19 protein-coding genes are annotated in these 19,791 nt (G+C 68.6%); 11 read left to right on the top strand and 8 right to left on the bottom strand.

What is annotated here, in order from left to right:
• From mutL to groL, 8 genes are all read left to right on the top strand, one after another.
• Positions 1–1,791: a DNA mismatch repair endonuclease MutL gene (gene mutL, locus KF709_13995; GenBank protein MBX3175521.1), complete on the top strand. Its 1,791-nt coding sequence runs from the start codon at positions 1–3 to the stop codon at positions 1,789–1,791.
• On the top strand, positions 1,784–2,695 hold the full coding sequence (gene miaA, locus KF709_14000) for a tRNA (adenosine(37)-N6)-dimethylallyltransferase MiaA (protein ID MBX3175522.1): 912 nt from the start codon (positions 1,784–1,786) through the stop codon (positions 2,693–2,695). The genes mutL and miaA overlap by 8 nt, the downstream gene beginning before the upstream one ends.
• Positions 2,692–3,825 carry an N-acetyl-alpha-D-glucosaminyl L-malate synthase BshA gene (bshA, locus tag KF709_14005; protein ID MBX3175523.1) on the top strand — a complete coding sequence of 378 codons (1,134 nt, stop codon included), beginning with the start codon at positions 2,692–2,694 and terminating at the stop codon, positions 3,823–3,825. The genes miaA and bshA overlap by 4 nt, the downstream gene beginning before the upstream one ends.
• Positions 3,825–4,643, top strand: coding sequence for an undecaprenyl-diphosphatase UppP (uppP, locus tag KF709_14010; protein MBX3175524.1), 819 nt, complete (start codon positions 3,825–3,827; stop codon positions 4,641–4,643). Before bshA ends, uppP begins: the two co-directional genes overlap by 1 nt.
• Complete coding sequence (locus KF709_14015) at positions 4,640–5,371, top strand: biotin--[acetyl-CoA-carboxylase] ligase (protein ID MBX3175525.1); 732 nt, start codon at positions 4,640–4,642, stop codon at positions 5,369–5,371. The genes uppP and KF709_14015 overlap by 4 nt, the downstream gene beginning before the upstream one ends.
• Before the next feature lie 8 nt (positions 5,372–5,379).
• The gene (locus KF709_14020) at positions 5,380–6,156 is read left to right on the top strand and encodes a type III pantothenate kinase (GenBank protein MBX3175526.1); all 777 of its coding nucleotides are present in this window, start codon (positions 5,380–5,382) and stop codon (positions 6,154–6,156) included.
• A gap of 232 nt (positions 6,157–6,388) precedes the next feature.
• Positions 6,389–6,697 (top strand): co-chaperone GroES, encoded by a 309-nt coding sequence (groES, locus tag KF709_14025; protein MBX3175527.1) that lies wholly within the window; start codon positions 6,389–6,391, stop codon positions 6,695–6,697.
• A gap of 31 nt (positions 6,698–6,728) precedes the next feature.
• A complete protein-coding gene (gene groL, locus KF709_14030) occupies positions 6,729–8,360 on the top strand; it encodes a chaperonin GroEL (GenBank protein ID MBX3175528.1) in 1,632 nt (543 codons plus the stop codon).
• A 136-nt stretch (positions 8,361–8,496) separates the two neighbouring features.
• On the opposite strand, the gene KF709_14035 is transcribed toward groL, so the two are convergent.
• The 7 genes from KF709_14035 to KF709_14065 all read right to left on the bottom strand — a co-directional run bounded on the left by KF709_14035 (position 8,497) and on the right by KF709_14065 (position 14,560).
• Positions 8,497–9,126, bottom strand: coding sequence for a carbonic anhydrase (locus KF709_14035; GenBank protein MBX3175529.1), 630 nt, complete (start codon positions 9,124–9,126; stop codon positions 8,497–8,499).
• A gap of 15 nt (positions 9,127–9,141) precedes the next feature.
• Positions 9,142–10,680 carry a SulP family inorganic anion transporter gene (locus KF709_14040; protein MBX3175530.1) on the bottom strand — a complete coding sequence of 513 codons (1,539 nt, stop codon included), beginning with the start codon at positions 10,678–10,680 and terminating at the stop codon, positions 9,142–9,144.
• A gap of 68 nt (positions 10,681–10,748) precedes the next feature.
• Positions 10,749–11,561, bottom strand: a complete 813-nt coding sequence (locus KF709_14045) for an MBL fold metallo-hydrolase (GenBank protein MBX3175531.1) — start codon at positions 11,559–11,561, stop codon at positions 10,749–10,751.
• A complete protein-coding gene (locus KF709_14050) occupies positions 11,558–12,754 on the bottom strand; it encodes a hypothetical protein (protein ID MBX3175532.1) in 1,197 nt (398 codons plus the stop codon). The genes KF709_14045 and KF709_14050 overlap by 4 nt, the downstream gene beginning before the upstream one ends.
• Entirely contained in the window at positions 12,751–13,794 is a 1,044-nt protein-coding gene (locus KF709_14055; protein MBX3175533.1) for a mannose-1-phosphate guanylyltransferase, read from the bottom strand. The genes KF709_14050 and KF709_14055 overlap by 4 nt, the downstream gene beginning before the upstream one ends.
• Positions 13,794–14,195, bottom strand: coding sequence for a response regulator (locus KF709_14060; GenBank protein MBX3175534.1), 402 nt, complete (start codon positions 14,193–14,195; stop codon positions 13,794–13,796). Before KF709_14060 ends, KF709_14055 begins: the two co-directional genes overlap by 1 nt.
• 11 nt (positions 14,196–14,206) lie before the next feature.
• Positions 14,207–14,560, bottom strand: coding sequence for a roadblock/LC7 domain-containing protein (locus KF709_14065; GenBank protein ID MBX3175535.1), 354 nt, complete (start codon positions 14,558–14,560; stop codon positions 14,207–14,209).
• A gap of 104 nt (positions 14,561–14,664) precedes the next feature.
• Between KF709_14065 and KF709_14070 the strand changes: the two genes are divergently transcribed.
• From KF709_14070 to KF709_14080, 3 genes are read left to right on the top strand one after another with little or no spacing between them, the layout of a single operon-like run.
• Entirely contained in the window at positions 14,665–15,264 is a 600-nt protein-coding gene (locus KF709_14070) for a hypothetical protein (GenBank protein ID MBX3175536.1), read from the top strand.
• 3 nt (positions 15,265–15,267) lie between these two features.
• Complete coding sequence (gene serS, locus KF709_14075) at positions 15,268–16,542, top strand: serine--tRNA ligase (protein MBX3175537.1); 1,275 nt, start codon at positions 15,268–15,270, stop codon at positions 16,540–16,542.
• The gene (locus KF709_14080; protein MBX3175538.1) at positions 16,539–18,830 is read left to right on the top strand and encodes a UvrD-helicase domain-containing protein; all 2,292 of its coding nucleotides are present in this window, start codon (positions 16,539–16,541) and stop codon (positions 18,828–18,830) included. The genes serS and KF709_14080 overlap by 4 nt, the downstream gene beginning before the upstream one ends.
• A 25-nt stretch (positions 18,831–18,855) precedes the next feature.
• Here KF709_14080 and KF709_14085 read toward each other — a convergent pair whose 3' ends face one another.
• Positions 18,856–19,782, bottom strand: coding sequence for a zinc dependent phospholipase C family protein (locus KF709_14085; protein ID MBX3175539.1), 927 nt, complete (start codon positions 19,780–19,782; stop codon positions 18,856–18,858).
• Positions 19,783–19,791 lie beyond the last annotated feature (9 nt).

Here is a 19,791-nt window from a genome sequence, read left to right on the forward strand (position 1 = left end):
ATGAGCGCCCCTCGCATCGCGATCCTCGCCCCCGACGTCGCCGACCGCATCGCGGCCGGGGAGGTGGTCGAGCGTCCCGCCTCCGTGGTCAAGGAACTCGTCGAGAACGCGCTGGATGCCGGGGCGACCGCCATCGAGCTGGAGATTCGCGACGGTGGGCGCTCGCTCATCCGCGTCAGCGACGACGGCGGCGGCATGACGCGTGAGGAGGCGGAACTCGCCATCGCGCGCCACGCGACGAGCAAGATCCGCGACGCCGAGGACCTCGTGGGGGTCGCGAGCTTCGGCTTCCGTGGCGAGGCGCTGCCGGCGATCGGTTCAGTCTCGCGGTTGTCGATCGAGACGGCGACCACCGATGGTGCCGGCACGCGCGTCGAGGTGGATGGCGGCAGCCTGCGCGCCGTGGCCGCGGCCGCACGGCGGCGCGGCACCACGGTCACCGTTGAGGACTTGTTCCACAACACGCCCGCTCGCCAGAAGTTCTTGCGCGGGGCGCGCTCGGAGTGGCGGGCCATCGCCGACCTGCTGCAGACCCTGGCGCTCGTGCGGCGCGACATCCGCCTGCACGTCACGCACGACGGGAAGGAGCAGCTGGCACTCGCCGCGGCCTCGGATCTGCGGTCGCGCGTGTCCGCACTGTGGGGTGCGGCCTCCGCGGACCGCTTCGTGGCCGTCAACGATGTGCAGGACGTCATCCGCGTGTCCGGCCTCGCGGAGCGACCGGCGGATGTCGGCACCGCGACGCGGCGTGTGCAAGTCATCGTGAATGGGCGTGCGGTGCGGGACCACGGGATCATCCGCGCCGCCGAAGCGGGTTACCACTCCACGATTCCCTCAGGTGCGCGACCGTCGCTGCTCCTGCAACTCGACATCCCCGGGGGCGAGGTGGACGTGAACGTGCACCCGGCGAAGGCCGAGGTGCGCTTCCGCGATCGCTGGAGCATCGAGCGCGCCGTCGAACGCGCGGTGCGGCGGGCGCTCGGCACGGAGGATGCCGCGGCCGCGGTTGGCATCGTGCGCGGCGTGCCGGCGGCATCGCCGTTCGGCCGCGTGCTAGGTGTCGAGTCGTTGCGGCAGGCGACGACGGCAACGCCAGCGCCGCTGTTCGAGTCGGCCCAGACGCTCGATCCGCGCGATGGCGTCGAGACGATAGCGAGGGACGCGGCCGACGAGGGCGGCGATATCGATGATCAGGCCCCGCCCGCAGCTGACGATGCCATCGTCGTGCCGCCGCTGGTCCAGCTCAACCGCACCTACATCACCTTCGAGCGCCACGACGCACTGGTGCTTATCGACCAGCACGCGGCCCACGAGCGCGTGCTCTACGAACGTTTCCTCGGCGCCTTCGAGCGCGGTGACCTGCCATCGCAGCGGCTGCTGTTCCCGCTCACGATGCATCTCTCGAGTGAGGAGGCCGAGGTCTTCGACGCCGAGCGTGAGACCTTGGCGCGGCTCGGATACGAGGCCGAACACTTCGGCGGCACCGCGATTGCCGTGCACGCGGTGCCGAACCCGCATCCACGCTTCGATGCCGAGCGCTGCCTGCGGGACACGCTGGCGGCACTGACGGGTGACCGCGTCGCCAGCTCGCACGCCCGCCACACACGCTTGATCGCCACGATGGCCTGCAAGGCCGCCGTGAAGGCGGGCGACCTCCTGGCGCCCGAGGAGATGCGCGCCCTCTTCCTCGCGCTGGCGAACACGGAACTGCCCGCGCACGACGTGCACGGTCGTGCCACGATCCTCCAACTGGGCTGGGGCGAGATCGACCGCCGCTTCGGTCGTGGCTGACATTCGCATCGTCGCAGGGCCAACAGGGGCAGGGAAGTCGGCGCTCGCGCTGCGGCTCGCGCAACGGCACGGGTGCCGCATCATCTCCGCCGACTCGCGGCAGATCTACCGGGGCTTCGACATCGGGACGGCCAAGCCTTCGGGGGCTGAACGCGCGGCGATCGAACACCTCGGGCTGGACTGCGCGGCGCCTGTTGAACGGTGGAACGCGGCACGCTGGGCGGACGCGGCACGTCGATGGATCGAGGAGGACCGCGCGGCCGGGCGCCGATCGCTCGTGGTGGGCGGCACGGGGCTCTGGTTGCAGGCCCTCGTGCGCCCGCTTGCCGCCGAGCCGCCACTCGACCCCACACGCCGGCAAGAACTCCAACTAGCGCTCGCCGCGTTGGACACCACGGAGCTGCGTCGTTGGGTTGAGCGGCTCGATCCCCCGCGGGCCGGGCTCGGCCGCACCCAGTTGCTGCGTGCCGCCGAAGTGGCGCTGCTCAGCGGCACGCGGCTGAGTGATTGGCACGCCAAGGGTGCGGGAGCGGAGCCGCTGCCGGCCCGCTGGCTCGTCGTGGATCCTGGACCGGCGCTTGAAGGGCGCCTCGATGCGAGGCGCCAACAGATGCTGGCCGAGGGCTGGCTGGATGAGGTGCGCGGACTGCTCGCGCAGGTCCCGGCCGACGCGCCCGCGTGGAACGCCTGCGGCTACCGCGAGATTCGTGACGTCGTGGAAGGCCGTCTGGCACTCGACGCGGCTGTGGAGGCCGTGCGCATCAGCACGCGGCAGTACGCCAAACGGCAACGCACCTGGTTTCGTAATCAATTGGAGGGTGTCGGGCCGGTCACACGGCTCGATCCCTTGGCCTCCGACGCGGATGCGGTGGCCGAACGCTGGTTCACCGAGGACGACGCGTGAAGGTTGGCATTACCTGCTATCCCACCTACGGCGGTTCCGGTGCGGTGGCGACCGAGTTGGGCATCGCCTTGGCGGCACACGGGCACGAGGTGCATTTCATCACCTACGAGCACCCGTTCCGGCTGCCGCACTTCCTGCCGCGCGTGCACTTCCACGAAGTGAACATCGGCAAGTATCCGCTGTTCGAGTATCCGCCCTACGATCTCGCGTTGGCCGTGCGCATGCACGACGTGGCGCTCTCGCAGGGGCTGGACCTGCTGCACGTGCATTACGCCATCCCGCACGCCACCAGTGCCTGGATTGCCAAGGAAATGCTTGCGGAGCAGGGACGTCGGCTGCCGGTGGTCACGACGCTGCACGGCACCGACATCACCATCGTCGGGCAGGACCACTCCTACCACGCCATCACGCGTTTCAGCATCGAGCGCTCCGATCGCATCACCAGCGTGTCGCAGTGGCTGAAGGACGAGACGGTGAAGGCCTTCGGCTGCGAGAACTGCCGCATCGACGTCATCCCAAACTTCGTGGATCCCTCACAGTTCAACCGCGCGCTGCACACCAACGGCCTGCGCGCCGAGCTCGGTGGTGGCCGCCCGCTGCTGATGCACATCTCCAACTTCCGGCCCGTGAAGCGGGTGCGCGACGTCGTGCGCGTGTTCGCCGAGGTGCGCAAGCAGCGTGACTGCGTCCTCGTGATGGTCGGCGACGGGCCCGACCGCAGCGCCGCCGAGGACGAGGCGCGCGTGCAGGGCGTGGGTGCGGACGTGCGCTTCCTCGGACGCATCGACGACGTCGCGCCGCTGCTCGCGGCGGCCGATGTGTATCTCTTTCCGTCCGAGACCGAAAGCTTCGGTCTCTCGGCGCTCGAGGCATTGGCCAGTGGCGTCCCGGTCGTGGCGAGCAGGGTTGGTGGCGTACCCGAAGTCGTGCGCGACGGCGTGACCGGCGCCCTGCGAGAGATCGGCGACGTCGCCGGCATGGCCGCAGCGGCCCTCGAGTTCCTCGAACCCGCGCGATGGGCCACGGCGTCGGCCGCAGCGGCCGCGGATGCCGCCGCGCGCTACTCCACGGCGCAGGTCGTCGCGCGCTACGAGCGCTTGTACGAGGAAGCGTTGGCAGGCGTCCGCTGATGCACGAACCAACCGTCTGGCAGGCCCTGATCCTCGGCATCCTGCAGGGACTCACCGAGTTCCTGCCCGTCTCCAGCTCCGCCCATCTGTCGCTCACGCCCTGGGTGATGGGTTGGCCGCCGTCAGGATTGGGCTTCGACGTCGCACTGCACGTCGGGACGTTGGTCGCACTGCTCGGCTACTTCCGGGCCGAGTGGATGCGGCTGATCGGCGGCGGTGTGAAGCTGCTGCGCACGCGGCGCGCGGAGGGCATCGATGAACGTCAGGCCCTCTTCATCGTCATTGCCACCATACCAGCGGGCATCGCGGGGCTGTTGCTTGAGGACCTCGCCGAGACGGTGTTCCGCGCGCCCATTGTCACGGCCATCGCGCTGATCGTGATGGGTGTGCTGCTGTGGGCCGTGGACGCCCGCGCGCCGCGTGCGCGGGACCGGGCCGCGATGACCTGGCGCGATGCGCTGCTCATCGGACTCGCACAGTGCCTCGCGCTTGTCCCCGGCGTCTCACGCTCAGGCAGCACCATCACCGCGGGCCGTGCGCTGGGCATCGACCGCGCCAACGCCGCGGTGTTCTCGTTCCTGATGTCGATGCCGATCATCCTGGCCGCGGCGATCCTCAAGGTCCCGGACGCGCTGCGGGAGAGCGGTGTCTCCCTGCCGCTGCTGGTCGGCGTGGCCGCGGCAGCGGGCTCGAGCTGGCTGGCCATCGCCGTACTGCTGCGGTTCGTGCAGCGGCGGAGCTACGCGGTGTTCGCCGGCTACCGCCTCCTGCTTGGGGCCGTGATCCTCGGCCTCATTGCCACGCGAGGCGGCTGGTGAGCTGGTTTGGGCACGAAGCGGAGGCGCTCGCGCGCGCGCTGGATCTCCCACGCGTAGTCGCCGAGCGCAGTGTGGAGAGCACGATGGACGCGGCGCACGCGCTGGCGGCCGACTCGGCGCCAGCGGGCACGCTGGTGCTCGCGGAGGAGCAGCGCCGGGGCCGCGGGCGCGCAGGGAAGTCGTGGAGCTCCGCCCACGCTGCCGGCATCTACCTCTCGCTGCTGGAGCGTCCCGCCGACGCCGCGGCGTTGGAGGTACTCTCCCTCCGCGTTGGTTTGCGCATCGCACCGGTGCTCGAGCGCTGGAGCCCTGCGCCTATCCAGCTGAAATGGCCGAACGATCTCTTCGTGGCAGGCGCCAAGCTGGCGGGTGTGTTGATCGAGGCGCGCTGGAGGGAGCAGCGACCGGACTGGGTCGTGATCGGGATGGGCGTGAATCTCAGGGCGCCCGCCAGCGCCGACTTGTCGGCGAGCGCGCTCGACGGGGCGAACCCGCTTGAGGTCCTGGCCGAACTGCTGCCAGCCGCCCGCGCCGCGGCGGCAGCCACCGGACCGCTGACCGATACCGAGCTCTCGGCCTTTGCCGAACGCGACCTCGTGCGCAACCGCGAGATCCTGTCGCCGGCCAAGGGCACGGCGCGCGGCATCACGGCGGATGGTGCCATCTTGGTAGAATCCCCTGAGGGTCTCGCGCCGTGTCGCGCGGGCTCCCTGATCCTCTCCTCGTGAGGCCTGGCATGCTCCTCGTCGCCGACGTCGGCAACACTGAAACCACGTTGGGACTCGCTGACGGCGAGACCATCGTGGCGCACTGGCGGGTCACGACGGACGCCGGTCGCACGCCGGACGAGCTGCACCTGCTGCTGCACGGCCTCCTGCGCGCCGCAGGGATGGGGGACGCCAAGCTCAGTGGCGCCGCCATCGGCTCGGTGGTGCCTGGCCTCACGGCGACGCTGGCGGAGGCGGCGTCGCGACTGACGGGGTCCCCCGCCGTCATCGTCGACGCCAAGTCACCGCTCGGCATCACCCTCGCGGTCGATGAACCGATGACCGTTGGCGCCGACCGCATCATCAACACGCTCGCGGCCAGCCGCCTGCACCGACGGGACTGCATCGTTGTCGACCTTGGTACGGCCACGACCTACGACTGCATCACCAAGGATGGCGTCTTCCTCGGTGGCGTCATCCAGCCCGGTGTGCGCACCTCCGCCGAGACGCTGTTCCGCCGCACGTCCAAGCTGCCCGCCACGGAACTGGTTGCCCCGCAGAAGGTCATCGGCACGCGCACGGAGGAGTGCATCCGCGCCGGCGTCGTGTTCGGCGCCGCCGACTCGGTCACCGGAATCGTGGGTCGCATCAAGGCCGCCTGGCCGGGCTCCGAGGTCCCGCTCGTCATTGCCACGGGTGGCCTCGCGGGCGAAATCGCACCGCATTGTCCGGTGATCGAGCGCATCGACCCGGACCTGACGCTTCACGGCCTGCGGCTGGCCTACGGGCTGCTCGCGAAGCGCTAGCATCCGGCCAACTCGGCAGCACCGCGCTGGTGGTCGGTCCAAGTGACCGAACCGCTTGTCACAATGGCCGAGCCAATGGCCGCTAACCCGTTGTAATGTAGGGTTTTAGCCATCATTGACTGGCACGCGGCTTGCTGGTAGCTTGGGGTGTTGTTAGCACTCTGGCGATTTGAGTGCCAGAGCAGCGTTGCAGGTCCAGACCCCTTACCAGTAGCTAGGAGGACGGATACCCATGGCAGCGAAGACTGCAGCCGCCCAGAAGGTCGCCCCGCTTGCCGATCGCGTGGTCGTCAAGGCGCTCGAGGAGACCGAGCAGATGCGCGGCGGGCTGTACATCCCGGACACGGCGAAGGAGAAGCCGCAGCAGGGCGAAGTGATCGCCGTCGGCCCCGGCCGCACCGAGGACGGCAAGCGCGTCCCGATGGAAGTGAAGGCGGGCGACAAGGTGCTCTACGGCAAGTACTCGGGCACGGAAGTGACGATCGAGGGCGAGCAGCTCCTGATCCTCCGCGAGAGCGACATCCTCGCCGTCGTTTCCTAAGACAACCTCCAACATTCATCGGTAGATACCAATGGCTGCGAAGGAACTCCATTTCAACGTTGACGCGCGCGCTGCCCTGAAGCGCGGCGTCGATCAGCTCGCCGAGGCGGTGAAGGTCACCCTCGGCCCCAAGGGCCGGAACGTCGTCATCGACAAGAAGTTCGGCGCCCCGACGGTCACCAAGGACGGCGTGACGGTCGCGAAGGAAGTCGAGCTCACGGACCCGATCGAGAACATGGGCGCCCAGATGGTCAAGGAGGTCGCCACGAAGACCTCCGACCTGGCCGGCGACGGCACCACGACCGCCACGGTGCTCGCCCAGGCGATCTTCCGCGAGGGCCTCAAGAACGTGACGGCCGGCGCGAACCCGATGGCCATCAAGCGCGGCATCGACAAGGCCGTGGCCGGCGTGACCGAGGAGCTCAAGAAGCTCTCCGTCCCGACCTCCGGCAAGAAGGAGATCGCGCAGGTCGGCACCATCTCCGCGAACAACGACAAGGAGATCGGTGACCTCATCGCCGAGGCGATGGAGAAGGTGGGCAAGGACGGCGTGATCACGGTCGAGGAGGCCAAGGGCCTCGAGACCACGCTGGAGACCGTGGACGGCATGCAGTTCGACCGCGGCTACCTCTCGCCCTACTTCATCACGGATCCGGACAAGATGGAGGCCGTCCTCGAGGACGCCCACATCCTGATCCACGACAAGAAGATCTCCTCGATGAAGGACCTGCTCCCGGTGCTGGAGAAGGTCGCGCAGACGGGCAAGCCGCTGCTCATCATCGCCGAGGACATCGAGGGCGAGGCCCTCGCCACGCTGGTCGTGAACAAGCTCCGCGGCACGCTGCGCGTCGCCGCCGTGAAGGCCCCGGGCTTCGGTGACCGCCGCAAGGCGATGCTCGAGGACATCGCGGTCCTCACCAAGGGCAACGTGATCTCCGAGGAAGTCGGCTTCAAGCTCGAGAACGCGGTCCTCACGGACCTCGGCCGCGCCAAGCGCATCGTCATCGACAAGGACAACACGACGGTGATCGACGGCTTCGGCGACGCGGACAAGATCAAGGGCCGCATCAAGGAGATCGAGGTCGCCGTCGAGAAGTCCACGAGCGACTACGACAAGGAGAAGCTCCAGGAGCGCAAGGCGAAGCTCGCCGGCGGTGTCGCGGTGATCAACGTCGGTGCGGCCACCGAGAGCGAGATGAAGGAGAAGAAGGCCCGCGTCGAGGACGCGCTGCACGCCACGCGCGCGGCCGTCGAGGAGGGCATCGTCCCGGGCGGCGGCGTCGCGCTCATCCGCGCGCAGGCCGGCCTCAAGGGCCTCAAGCTCGAGGACGACGAGCAGATCGGCGTCGAGATCATCAAGCGCGCCATCGAGGAGCCCATCCGCATGATCGTCGCCAATGCCGGCGGCGAGGGCTCGATCGTGGTCGAGAAGGTCCGCGCCTCGAAGGACAAGAACTTCGGTTACAACGCCTTCAGCGACACCTACGAGGACCTCGTCCTCGCCGGCGTCATCGACCCGACCAAGGTGACCCGCACGGCCCTGCAGAACGCCGCGTCGATCGCCAGCCTGCTCCTCACGACGGAGTGCCTGATCGTCGAGAAGAAGGAGAAGGAGCCCGCTGCCCCGGCCGCGCCGGGCGGTGGCATGGGCGGGATGTACTAAACGACAGTTGTAAGTTGTGAGTGGTAAGTAGTAAGAGAGGGGCGGTCCGCATGCGGGCCGCCCCTCTCGCTTCTCTCGCTTCTCTCACGACTCACGACTCACGGCTCACAACTCACAACTCACCACTGCCGTTTGATCAGTTCGTCGGCAGCACCTGCTTCGCCTTCTCATCGCTGTCGATCCCATCCACCACCGTGTGGATCAGCCCCGTCGCGATGTCATAGACCCAGCCGTGCAGCATCGGCCGCTTGCCCCGCGCCCACGCATCGCGAATCACGGGCGTTCGTGACAGGATGCCCAACTGCTGCAGCACATTCAGGTCCGAGAGCTTGGACACCTTCTCCGACGGATCCGTAATCGGATCCAGCTCGTCCCGATGCCAGCGGATCGTGTTGCGCACGTCGCTGAGCCAATGGTCCACCAGCCCGTTGGTCTCCGGGCCCAGGGCCGCCTTGAGCGCCCCGCAGTTCGTGTGCCCGCAGACCACGACGTGCGGCACATCGAGCACGTGCACGGCGTAGGTCAACACCGACAGGATGTTGATGTCCGTGCTCCACACCTGGTTGCCGATGTTGCGGTGCACGAAGATCTCGCCCGGCTGGGCCCCGGTCATCTTCTCCAGCGGCACGCGGCTGTCCGAACAGCCGACGATCAGAAACGTCGGCTGCTGGCTGCCCTCCGTGCGCTTGAAGAACTCCGGGTCTTCGGCCACCATCTCGGCGGCCCACTTACGGTTGTTGTCGAGCAGGGCCTTGAAGGATTCCACGGCAGGGTCTCGAGGTCAGAGGTTCGCGGTGCTGCCGGCGTCCGGCACACCCACGAGGCGGTAGTCGATGTTGCGTTCCTGCGCAGTCGTGCGGAAATGGCGGATCACGTCAAGCACGTCCGGGTCCAGGCGGCGCGTGTGGCGCGCGTCGAGCTCAAGGCGCGAACCGGCCGGCACGCGGTCCAGCTCCTGCTGCAGCGCGGACTTGTGCAGGAAGTTCACGTTGCCGTGCAGTTGGAGGCGACGCAGCACGGCACCCTTCGGGCTGACCTCGGTGAACGGCGGGCTGGCCAGCTGGTCGCGCAGGATGAACACGATGCCCACCGCGAGGCCGATCAGCACGCCACGGAGCAGGTCCGTGAACAGGATGGCCAGCACCGTCACGAAGAACGGCACCGCGTACGCGAAGCCCTTGCGCACGACGGACCGGAACAGCTCTGGGCTCGCGAGCTTGTAACCCACGTGCAGGAGCACCGCCGCCAGCGCACTCAGCGGAATGAGGTTCAAGATGCCCGCAAAGGCGATGGCCGAGAGCAGCAGCAGGACGCCGTGCAGAATCGCCGACCAGCGCGTGCGTGCGCCGGCGGACACGTTCGTGGCCGAGCGCACGATGACGCCCGTCACCGGCAGGCCACCGATCAGGCCCGAGGCAAGGTTGCCGGCGCCCTGGGCTAGCAGCTCACGATCGGTCGACGCCTCACGCTTGAGCGGGTCCATCTCATCCGTCGCCTGCAGGGAAAGCAGGCTCTCAAGCGACGCCACGATGGCCAGCACGAGACCGACCTGCCACACCTGCGGCATCGCAAAACCACTCCACGCCGGCAGCGTGAACTGTCCGAGGAAATCACCGAACGATGCCGGCACCGGCAGGCTCACGAGGTGGCTGTCACTGATGACGAGGCCAGGGGCGAACGCCGCGAACGCGGCGTTCATCAAGACGCCGAGAGCCACGACCACGAGCGGAGCGGGCAGCGCCTTGAGCGGCTTGAGGAATCCCTTGCCCCAAAGGAACAGCAGCGGCAGTGACACCAGCGCGACGATGGCCGCTCCCCACTGCAGCTGTTGCACCGCGTGCGCGATGGCCGAGAAGGTCGTCTCGCCGGTCGCCTGTCGGAACGCATCGTCGCCCATCGCATCGACGTCATAGCCGATGGCGTGGGGAATCTGCTTGAGGATCAGGATCAATCCGATGGCGGCGAGCATGCCCTTGATGACGGCGGTCGGGAAGTAGTAACCGATGACGCCGGCGCGCAGTACGCCGAGCAGCATTTGCAGCGCGCCGGCGACAACGACCGCGGCGAGGAAGAGACGGAAGTCGCCGAGATCCGAAATCGCCGCCAGTACGATCACCGTCAGGCCGGCCGCAGGGCCGCTGACCATCAACTCGGAGTCCGAGAGGAAGCCGACGACGATGCCACCGACGATTCCCGAGATGATGCCGGAGAACAAGGGTGCGCCCGAAGCGAGCGCTATCCCGAGGCAAAGTGGGATCGCCACGAGGAAGACGACGACCGACGCGAGGCCGTCCTGCTTCCAGGAGAAGGGAGCTTTCATGACCGGAACATCACCACGCGACGCGCGGTTTGGAAGCGCGAAATTCGCGTCCAGCGCCTGCGCCGCTATTAAATAGGTAGTGAGAGCTGCGCGACCGTTCTTTCGCGGTCGTTTGCCGTCGCCAACGAGCTCGGCGCACGACCGGTGGCCGCCATCACGGGCGTGTGCACCTGCGCACGCCGGAGGATCGAACGCACGGTCTGCGTCGCGAGTTCCGGCGTGTTGTTCGTCTCCGACAGGTGCAGCAGCGCGATCGCGCGCAGCTGCGGATGCGCGAGCTCGGCAAGCAGCGCAGCGGTCCGATGGTTGTCCAAGTGTCCTCGCCCCCCGCGGATCCGCGCCTTCAAGGAGGCGGCGTACGGACCAGTGCGCAGCATCTCGGCGTCGTGGTTCGCCTCGATGCAGAGCACGTCGCAGCGCGCGAACAGTGCGGGCAGCGCCGCCGGCACCGCGCCGAGATCGTGCGCGATGCCCACGCGATGACCGCTGCGCTCGTGCGTGATGGCGTAGGCCAACGGCTCGGCCGCATCGTGGGGGATCGCCCCGGCCTCGATCGCGAACCCGTCCGCATCGATGCGCTCACCGGCCGCAAGGGGTCGTCGCCACCGCGCCGTGACGTCGGGCAGCGCGGCCAGGGTTCCCGCGCTCGCGTACACTGGCCAGCGCCACTTGTGTTGCGCGCGCTCGGCGCCGCTGGCGTGGTCCACGTGCTCGTGGGTCAGCACCAAGCCAATGATCTGTGTGGGTTCGATCCCGATCAGCGCCAGACGAGACGCCAGAGCCCGCGGCCCGAAGCCACAGTCGACGAGCAGCGCCTGTCCGTCGCGCTCCAGCACCAGTGCGTTGCCGCGACTCCCGCTGCCCAGCGACCAGACGTTCACGCGTCGCGCAACGCGAAGATGCGGGTCCAGTGCGGCGTGGCCTGCTCCCCCAGCGCCACCTCGCGACGTGTCATCACGCGCGCCGCGGTGATGAGGAACTGGTCGAGCTTGAACGTCTCCCAGGGCTCGCCGTCGCCCCAGGCAAATGGCGGCACGACTTTCGGCGGCATCCGCGTGCCGAACACGTTCGCCGCCGCGCCGAGTACCGTGCCCGTCGAGAGCCGCGTACCGATGCCGGTCTTGGCGTGGTCGCCGATGAGGCTGCCCAGGAACTGCAGGCCCGTGCGCCGCTGTCCACCCGGCGCAAACATCGTCACCTCGCCATACGAGTTCTTGAGATTGCTCGTGATGCTACCAGCGCCAAGGTTGGCCCAACGCCCAATCACCGAGTGCCCGACGAATCCGTCGTGCCCCTTGTTGGCGTGGCCGATCATGATGGTCACGCTCATCTCGCCCGCGACCTTCACCTGCGGTCCGATGCTGCAGCCGGAGATGCGCCCACCGAGCACCGTGCTGTGTGCGCCGATTACACAGGGACCAACGAGCCGCGTGAATGACTGGATGTGAGCGTGCTCGTGCACGATCACGGGGCCCGCGCTGCAATCGGCGACCACAAAGGGTTCGATGCGCGCGCTCGCCGCCACGTGCGCGCCGGCGTTGCCCAGTACCGTCAGCCCTCGCGCGTCGGGCGCCGAGGGGAGCAGGGCACGCGCATCCGCCAGCAACATTGCAGGCAACTGACCCACGAGATCCCACGCGGCGTCGAGCCACCAGCCTTCCATGTCGGCGCCCGCGGCTGCCGCGGACTGCGGCAACGAATCAAGCGAGAGCGACCCATCCGCCAACCGCGACGCGTCGAGGGGCTCGGAAAGTCGAAGCGCTGCGACGCGTCCCGCGCAGCGCAAGACCTGCACGCCATCCGCCGGCGCCACCGCCGTGAGCGCCACGGCGCATCGCGCGTTCACAAGCCAACGTCCTGCGGGGATTGCACCGCTGGCCGAAGCAGGTGCGTCGAACTCCTCGAACGTTTGCAGGTGCGGACTGCTCACAAATCCTGCCGCGGCGCCGAGCACTCGTGCCCATCGTTCGCGAATCAGCATCGCCCCCGCTCGCAGTTCGCCGACCGGACGGGTCAGGGCGAAGGGCGCGAAGGCCCGAGCCGAAGCATCGTCGTACAGGACGAACCCGCTCACGCGTCCCTCACCACGTCAGGGGGCAGGGCATCCAGCATCCGCTTGAGCGCATCCGAGTGCTCCACGGTGGTGACCATCGTCAGGCCCGGTTTGGAGACCACGACCAGGTCCTTCACACCGTAGAGCACCACCCGTCCGGCATCCGCGTGCACGACGTTGGCGCCGGAGTCCACCGTGTACACGTCGCCGTGCGTGGCATTGCCCGCGGCGTCGAGGACGCGGACCCGCCGCAAGGCGGCCCAGGTCCCGACATCGTCCCAGCCGAAGTCACCGGCGACCACGGCCACGCGTGCGCTGCGCTCCAGCACGCCGACATCCACGCTGATGGGATTCTCCACCGCGCCAAAGAAGGCCTCGGCGCCTTGTGACGCGACAGCCATCGCCGCCTGCAACTCCGGCGTGTGCGCCGCGATCTCGGCGAGGAACTCCGAGGCCTTCCACGCGAAGATGCCAGAGTTCCAGAGACAGCCCGCGGCGACCAACTGCTCGGCGCGCGCGCGGTCGGGCTTCTCGAGGAAGCGCTCCACGCGCCGCGCAGCGGCGTCGAGGGTCGCTCCCGGTTGGATGTAGCCGAGTCCGGGATTCGCATCCACGGGCACGATGCCCACCGTCGCGAGCGCTGCGTGCTCGCGCGCCGCCCGGACCGCCTCGGCCAGCACCTCACGAAAGCGCGCGTTGTCGCCGATGGCCGCGTCTGCGTGCACGGAGAGCATCGCCGCATCGTCGCCTCCGCGGCGGCGCACCTCGTGCGCCGCCCAGGCCAGCGCCGCCGCCGTGCCCGCCGGCCGGGGCTCGGCCAGCACTTGGTCGGCCCCCAACCACGGCAGCGTGGCGCGCACCGCGCCCACGAGCGCAGCACTCGTCAGGATCAGGATTCGCTCGCGGTCAACCAGCGGCGACAGTCGTCCAACCGTGTCCTCGAGCATCGAGTGCTCGCTGACGAGCGGCAGGAGCTGCTTCGGGCGAGCGGGCGTGCTCAGTGGCCAGAACCGCGACCCCACACCGCCCGCCAGCACGACTCCGAAAAGAGGAGCGGCCATCAGGCGGGTGCGCCCTGCACGAGCTCCGTGACCCGCGCGAGTAGGCGCTTCGGGCTGAATGGCTTGGTCATGAACTCGTCAGCACCGCGACGGCGCGCCTCCTGCTCCTGGTGGTCCTGCCCCGCGGCGGTGAGGATGAGGCAGGGAATGTGCCGCCACCGGGCGTCGGCGCGGAGGCGCTCCAGCACCTCGAAGCCGCTGACGCGCGGCATCATGAGGTCGAGGACCACCAGTCCCACCGGCGGCTCCGCCTCCAGCGCATCGAGCGCTTCGGCACCATCGTAGACCAGGTCCACGGCGAAGGGGCCCTGCTCGAGCTTGGTCTTGATGATGCGCCCGATATGCGGCTCGTCGTCGGCGACGAGGATTCGGGTGCGCGGGCTGGGCGCGGTGGCCGACACAGGACCTGCGATCAGACGAGCGTGGCCAGCCCCGCGCGATGCCGGCGGAGATCGTAGAGCAGCGCGCCGAGATTCGCCGTCGGCGTGAGTTGGACAAGCAACACCACTTCCGCCGAGAGCGTAGAGAGCACCACCGTCGACTCCACGTGCTCCAGCACCGCCGTGCGGAGCGCACCGATCTGTGCGGCACCGCCCAGGTCGTCGGCGAACTGGAGAATGCTCGGGACGTGCGCCGCGATCTGCTCGCTGTCCACGCCGGCGTTGGCCTCGCTGTCGATCAAAAGGCCGTCGCGGCCAAGCACGGCGGCAGCCTGCACGCCATCGAACTGGCGCAGCGTCGACACGAGGTCGCGAATCGTGGGCACCGGGGCTCCTCGGAGGGGTTCGCCGAAGTGTACCGCTGGGGGTATGCAAGTCAAGCGCGCATCGCTTGTTGCGCCATCCTCCGCTCCGTTAGCTTCCAGTCGTGATGCCTACAGTCTTTTCCAGCCGTCGGTCGCGCCGTGTCGGCGCGGCCCTTGCCGCCGCTCTCGCCGTGGTCCTAGCCGCCGGAGCCTGCGGCGATGACCCCTTCGCCCCGAAGGCGGAGAATGCCGTCGCGAACACCGAGTTCAGCGTCTGGGCGTTGACGGGGTCGCCGACGAACTTCCCCACCGTCATTTTCGTCCCGCAGCGCTTTGCCGCGCGCCCGGATCCGTCGGCGTCCTTCGACATCGGCTTCGACATTGACGCCATGGGCCGGGTGCAGATCCTGCCCGTGTCCCGCGTGATGACACCGCTCGCGACGCAGCGCAGCGTTGGAATCCAGGTCCCCGGCACGGCCTACGCCGACATCACGGCGGCCCCGCGCACCGGATGGGTATTCGACTCGATCGTCACGGTGGACGTCGGGCAGGCGTTCATCGTGCGAGTGCAGACGCTCTACTGCTCACTTGAGCTTCGGCAGGAGGTCTACGCCAAGTATGTGGTGGACTCCATCTTCCCCGCCGAGCGACGGATCAAGATCAAAGGGCGCGTGAACCCCAATTGTGGGTTCCGCTCGTTTGGCGACGGCGTTCCCACGTTCTGAGCCGTGCTCAACCCCCGCTCGTTCCGTGAGGACCTTGGCGTCCTGCGCGACGCCATGGCGCGTCGCGGCAAGCTGGACCTGTACGGCCCACAGATCGACGAGGGCGAGTCCCTCGACAAGTCGCGCCGCGCCGCCATCCAGCGCGTAGAGGAGAAGAAGGCCGAGCGAAACCGCGTCTCGCAGGAGGTCGGCAAGCGCAAGAAGGCCGGCGAGGACGCCAGCGAGTTGCAGGCCGCGGCGCGTACCCTGGGCGACGAGATCGCCGCGCTTGAGGCAGAGCTCGCCACCACGCAGGCCAGGCTCGACGAGCTACTGCTCGGCATCCCGAACCTGCCGTTGCCGGACGTGCCGGCGGGCGACGAGACAGCCAACCGCGTCCTGCGTAGCTGGGGCGAGCCACGCGCCGCCGAGAGCGTGAAGCCGCATTGGGACGTCGGCGAGACGCTGGGGCTCTTCGACCTGCCGCGCGGCGCCAAGATCTCGGGCTCCGGCTTCATCGTCTATCGCGGCAAGGGCGCGCGTTTGGTGCGCACGCTGATGAACCTGATGCTTGACCTGCACACCGGGACCTTTGGCTACGACGAGACCTGGGTGCCTGTGGTGGTGAACCGCGCCACGATGACGGGCACGGGGCAGTTGCCGAAGTTCGAGGACGATATGTACGCGCTCAAGGATGAGGACATGTTCCTCATCCCCACCGCCGAGGTCCCGGTCACGAACCTCTTCCGCGACGAGATCCTCTCGGCGGAGGAGCTGCCGAAGGCGCTCTGCGCCTACTCGCCCTGCTTCCGCCGCGAGGCTGGCTCCGCCGGGAAGGACACGCGCGGCCTGCTGCGCGTGCACGAGTTCGACAAGGTCGAACTGGTGCGCTACTGCGCGCCGGAGGATGGCGAGGCCCAGTTCGAACTGCTGCTCTCGCACGCCGAGGCGGTGCTGCAGAAGCTCGGGCTGCCGTACCGCGTGCTGCTGCTGGCCGCCGGCGACACCGGCTTCTCCAGTGCCAAGACCTACGATCTCGAGGTCTTCGCCCCGGGAGTCGGAAAGTGGCTGGAGGTCTCGTCCTGCTCGATCTTCACGGACTTCCAGGCGCGGCGGGCGAACATTCGCTATCGCCCGGCGGCGGGTGAGAAGCCGCGCTTCGTGTACACGCTGAACGCCTCCGGCCTGGCCTTCCCGCGCATCATCGCCGCGCTGCTGGAGCACTACCAGCAGGCCGACGGCTCCGTGCTGCTGCCCGAGCCCCTGCACGCCGGACTCGGCACGGACCGCCTCGGGTGAGCGGCGGGTCCGCGTTTCCCGATCTCAACCCGGCCCAACGCGCAGCGGTCGAACACGACGACGGGCCACTGCTCGTCGTCGCCGGCGCAGGCTCGGGTAAGACCCGCGTACTCACGGCGCGCATCGCGCGGCTGATTGCGGAGCGCGGCGTGGCGCCGCAGGAGCTCCTCGCCGTCACGTTCACCAACAAGGCCGCCGGCGAGATGCGCGAGCGCGTGGGGCGCGCCCTCGGTGAGGATCCCCGCGGGATGTGGATCGGGACCTTCCACGGCATCGGCGCACGGCTGCTCCGGCAGCACGCCGCCCTGGTCGGACGCAGCGCCGAGTACACGATCTACGACGAGGACGACTCGCTCGGTGTGATCAAGCGCTTGATGGAACGGCACCGCATCAGCAACAAGGAGTTCGCGCCCAAGGCCATCAGCGGCGAGATCTCGTCGGCCAAGAACGCCTTGGTGGATGTCGAGGAGTACGAGTTGCTCGCGCGCACTCCACTGGCCAAGGCGGCCGCCAAGGTGTATCGCGACCTCGAGACCACGCTGCAAGCCGCGAACGCGGTGAGCTTCGACGACCTGCTCGTGCTCCCGGTGCGCATCCTGCGACAGCACGAGGACGTTCGCACGCGCTTGGCGCGGCGCTTCCGGCATGTGCTGGTGGACGAGTACCAGGACACCAACCGCGCGCAGTACGAGTTCGTGAGGCTCGTGGCGGGGGAGCACCGCAACGTGGCCGTGGTTGGCGATGACGACCAAGCCATCTACGGCTGGCGCGGCGCGGATATCCGCAACATCCTCGACTTCGAGCGCGACTTTCCCTCCGCGACGGTGGTGCGCCTCGAGGAGAACTATCGCTCCACGGCGGCCATCCTCGATCTCGCCAACGTGGTGATCGCCGAGAACGTCGGCCGCCGCGGCAAGACGCTGCGCGCGACGCGACTCGGTGGCGACAAGGTGGTGCTGCTCGAGGCCGCGGACGACCGCGACGAAGCAGACGCCATCGTAGAGGAGTTGCAGGCCTGGCGGCAGCGCGGGCAGGCGTATCGCGATGCGGCGGTCCTGTACCGCACCAACGCCCAGAGCCGTGGCTTCGAGGAATCGTTGCGGCGGGCCGCCATTCCGTACCGACTCATCGGCGCGGTGCGCTTCTATGATCGGCGCGAGATCCGCGACGTGCTCGCCTGGCTGCGGCTCGTGGCCAATCCCGCCGACGACGAAGCCTTCCGCCGCGCCATCGCGGCGCCGAAGCGGGGTGTGGGAGACACCTCCGTGGAGTTGCTGGCGGCCGAAGCGGCCGAGGCCGGCGTGCCATTGCTTGAGATCGCGCGGCGGGCGGCGAGCATCACCGGCATGCGGCCGGCGACGCGCGAGTCGCTGCAGCAGTTCGTGAAGGTCGTGGACCGCGTGCGCGAGCTGGCAGCAGACAGCAGCGTCGATGTGCTTATCGCCGAGCTCGTGGAGCGCTCGGGCTACGACGCCGCGCTGCGGTCCGAGGGACCTGAAGGCCTCGAGCGGATGGAGAACCTGCGGGAACTGCAGAACTCGGCCGCTGAGACCATCATCGACGACGGTGGGGAGGTGGGCCTGCGCCCACTCGACCACTTCCTGCAGCGCGCCACGCTGATCACGGCGCTCGACGCACTCGGCCCAGATGCGGACGCCGTCACGATGATGACCGTGCACACGGCCAAGGGTCTCGAATATGGCCTCGTCTGCGTGACGGGACTGGAGGATGGCCTCTTCCCGTTGGCCCGCGCCTACGACGATCCCGACATGCTCGAGGAGGAACGGCGGCTCCTCTACGTGGCCATCACACGGGCGGGCTCGCGGTTGATGCTCAGTTGGGCGCACCAACGGCGGCGCAACGGCGAGCTCTTGCCCAGTATCCGTTCCAGTTTCCTCCGCAACCTGCCCGAGGACACGCTCGAACTCCGCCGCACCGTCCGCCTCCGCTCCACAACCCGCCTCGCCGCACCATCAAGAGGCCGCAGTTGGACGCGCGGCCCATCGCGCAGCGACGACGCCTCCTTCAGCCGTAGCACGAAGCCGAGCTGGTCGCCGCGCGAGGGCGCCAAGGTCTCGAGCTTCGTACAGGACGAGGAAACCTCGCAGGACCTGCCCAACTTCGTGCCCGGCGAGCGCGTCGCGCACGCGCGCTTCGGCTCGGGCACAATCGCTGAGGTCAGCGGGCAAGGGAAGGAAGCCAAGGTCACCGTGGACTTCGACGACGAGGACGTCGGACGCAAGCGGCTGGTGATCGCTTTCGCCGGCTTGCAGCGCGGCTTCGACTGAGCGCGCCAGGCGAGCCGCTGCGCCTCTAGGCGGCTGGGGAAGGCGTCGGTTCAAACAGCGGCCGCTCCAGCCGCGGCGCCCACTGCAGGGCGTCCGTCGGCAATGCAAACCGTCCCGCCGCATCCTTGCGCGCCGCGCGTTCGCCGCCGCGTTCCAGTGCAAGCTTGCGGATCTGCTTGGCCTCGCGCAGCGCCTCCTCGCCACTGGGGTCAAAGGCCCGTGGGCGCGCCTCGCCCCCGCGGGCGAGCAAGTCCACCACGTACTCGAAGGCCAAGTCCAGGTGCGCCCGGACCGTCGCACCGCGCAGCACATAGCGGCTGCGCTCCGCCATCAGCGCCATGATGCGCTGCCAGGTGGCCATATCGGTGACCTGGACCATGCCGCGGAAGATCCGCCGGTTGGTCGGCGTACTGAAGATCGTCGGTGAGAGGATGCGGTCGAGGTGCTCGTCCGCCCGCGAATGGTCGAGCAGGATCAACTCCCGCGCGCGTCGCGGCCACTGCTCGCCGGTCTCGGTCTCGAAGCGGCTCTCCCAATAGCTGTGGCCCATCCCGCTTGTTGCGGTGGAGATGGCCAGCTGGTGCGGCACGAAATGGTTGTGTGCCACCACATCCGCCGCGAGGTGCGAGAGATAGCCGTAGCCGAAAGAGCGCAGCGCGTCGTCACGCGCCTTGTCGAGGATGTCGTCACCGACATTCCAGTTGTGGCAATGCTGGCCGACCTTCGCGTAGCGCTTGGCAAAGCTCGTGTCGGCGGCAATCGATCCGTACAGGAAGTCGTAGGGAAAGGCACGGATCACCTGCGCGATCGCGGTCGGCAGCAAGAGCTCGGCCGACCGCAGCACGGCATCCCCGAGCAGGATGTGCGTACCAGGTGTCCAGGCCCAGGCATCGCTGGGCGTCAGTGCCAGCAGGAGCACGCCGCCGAGCACTGCCCAGGCGAATCGCGTCATCGGCAGCGC

The organism is Gemmatimonadaceae bacterium, from assembly GCA_019637445.1.
GTDB lineage: Bacteria > Gemmatimonadota > Gemmatimonadetes > Gemmatimonadales > Gemmatimonadaceae > Pseudogemmatithrix.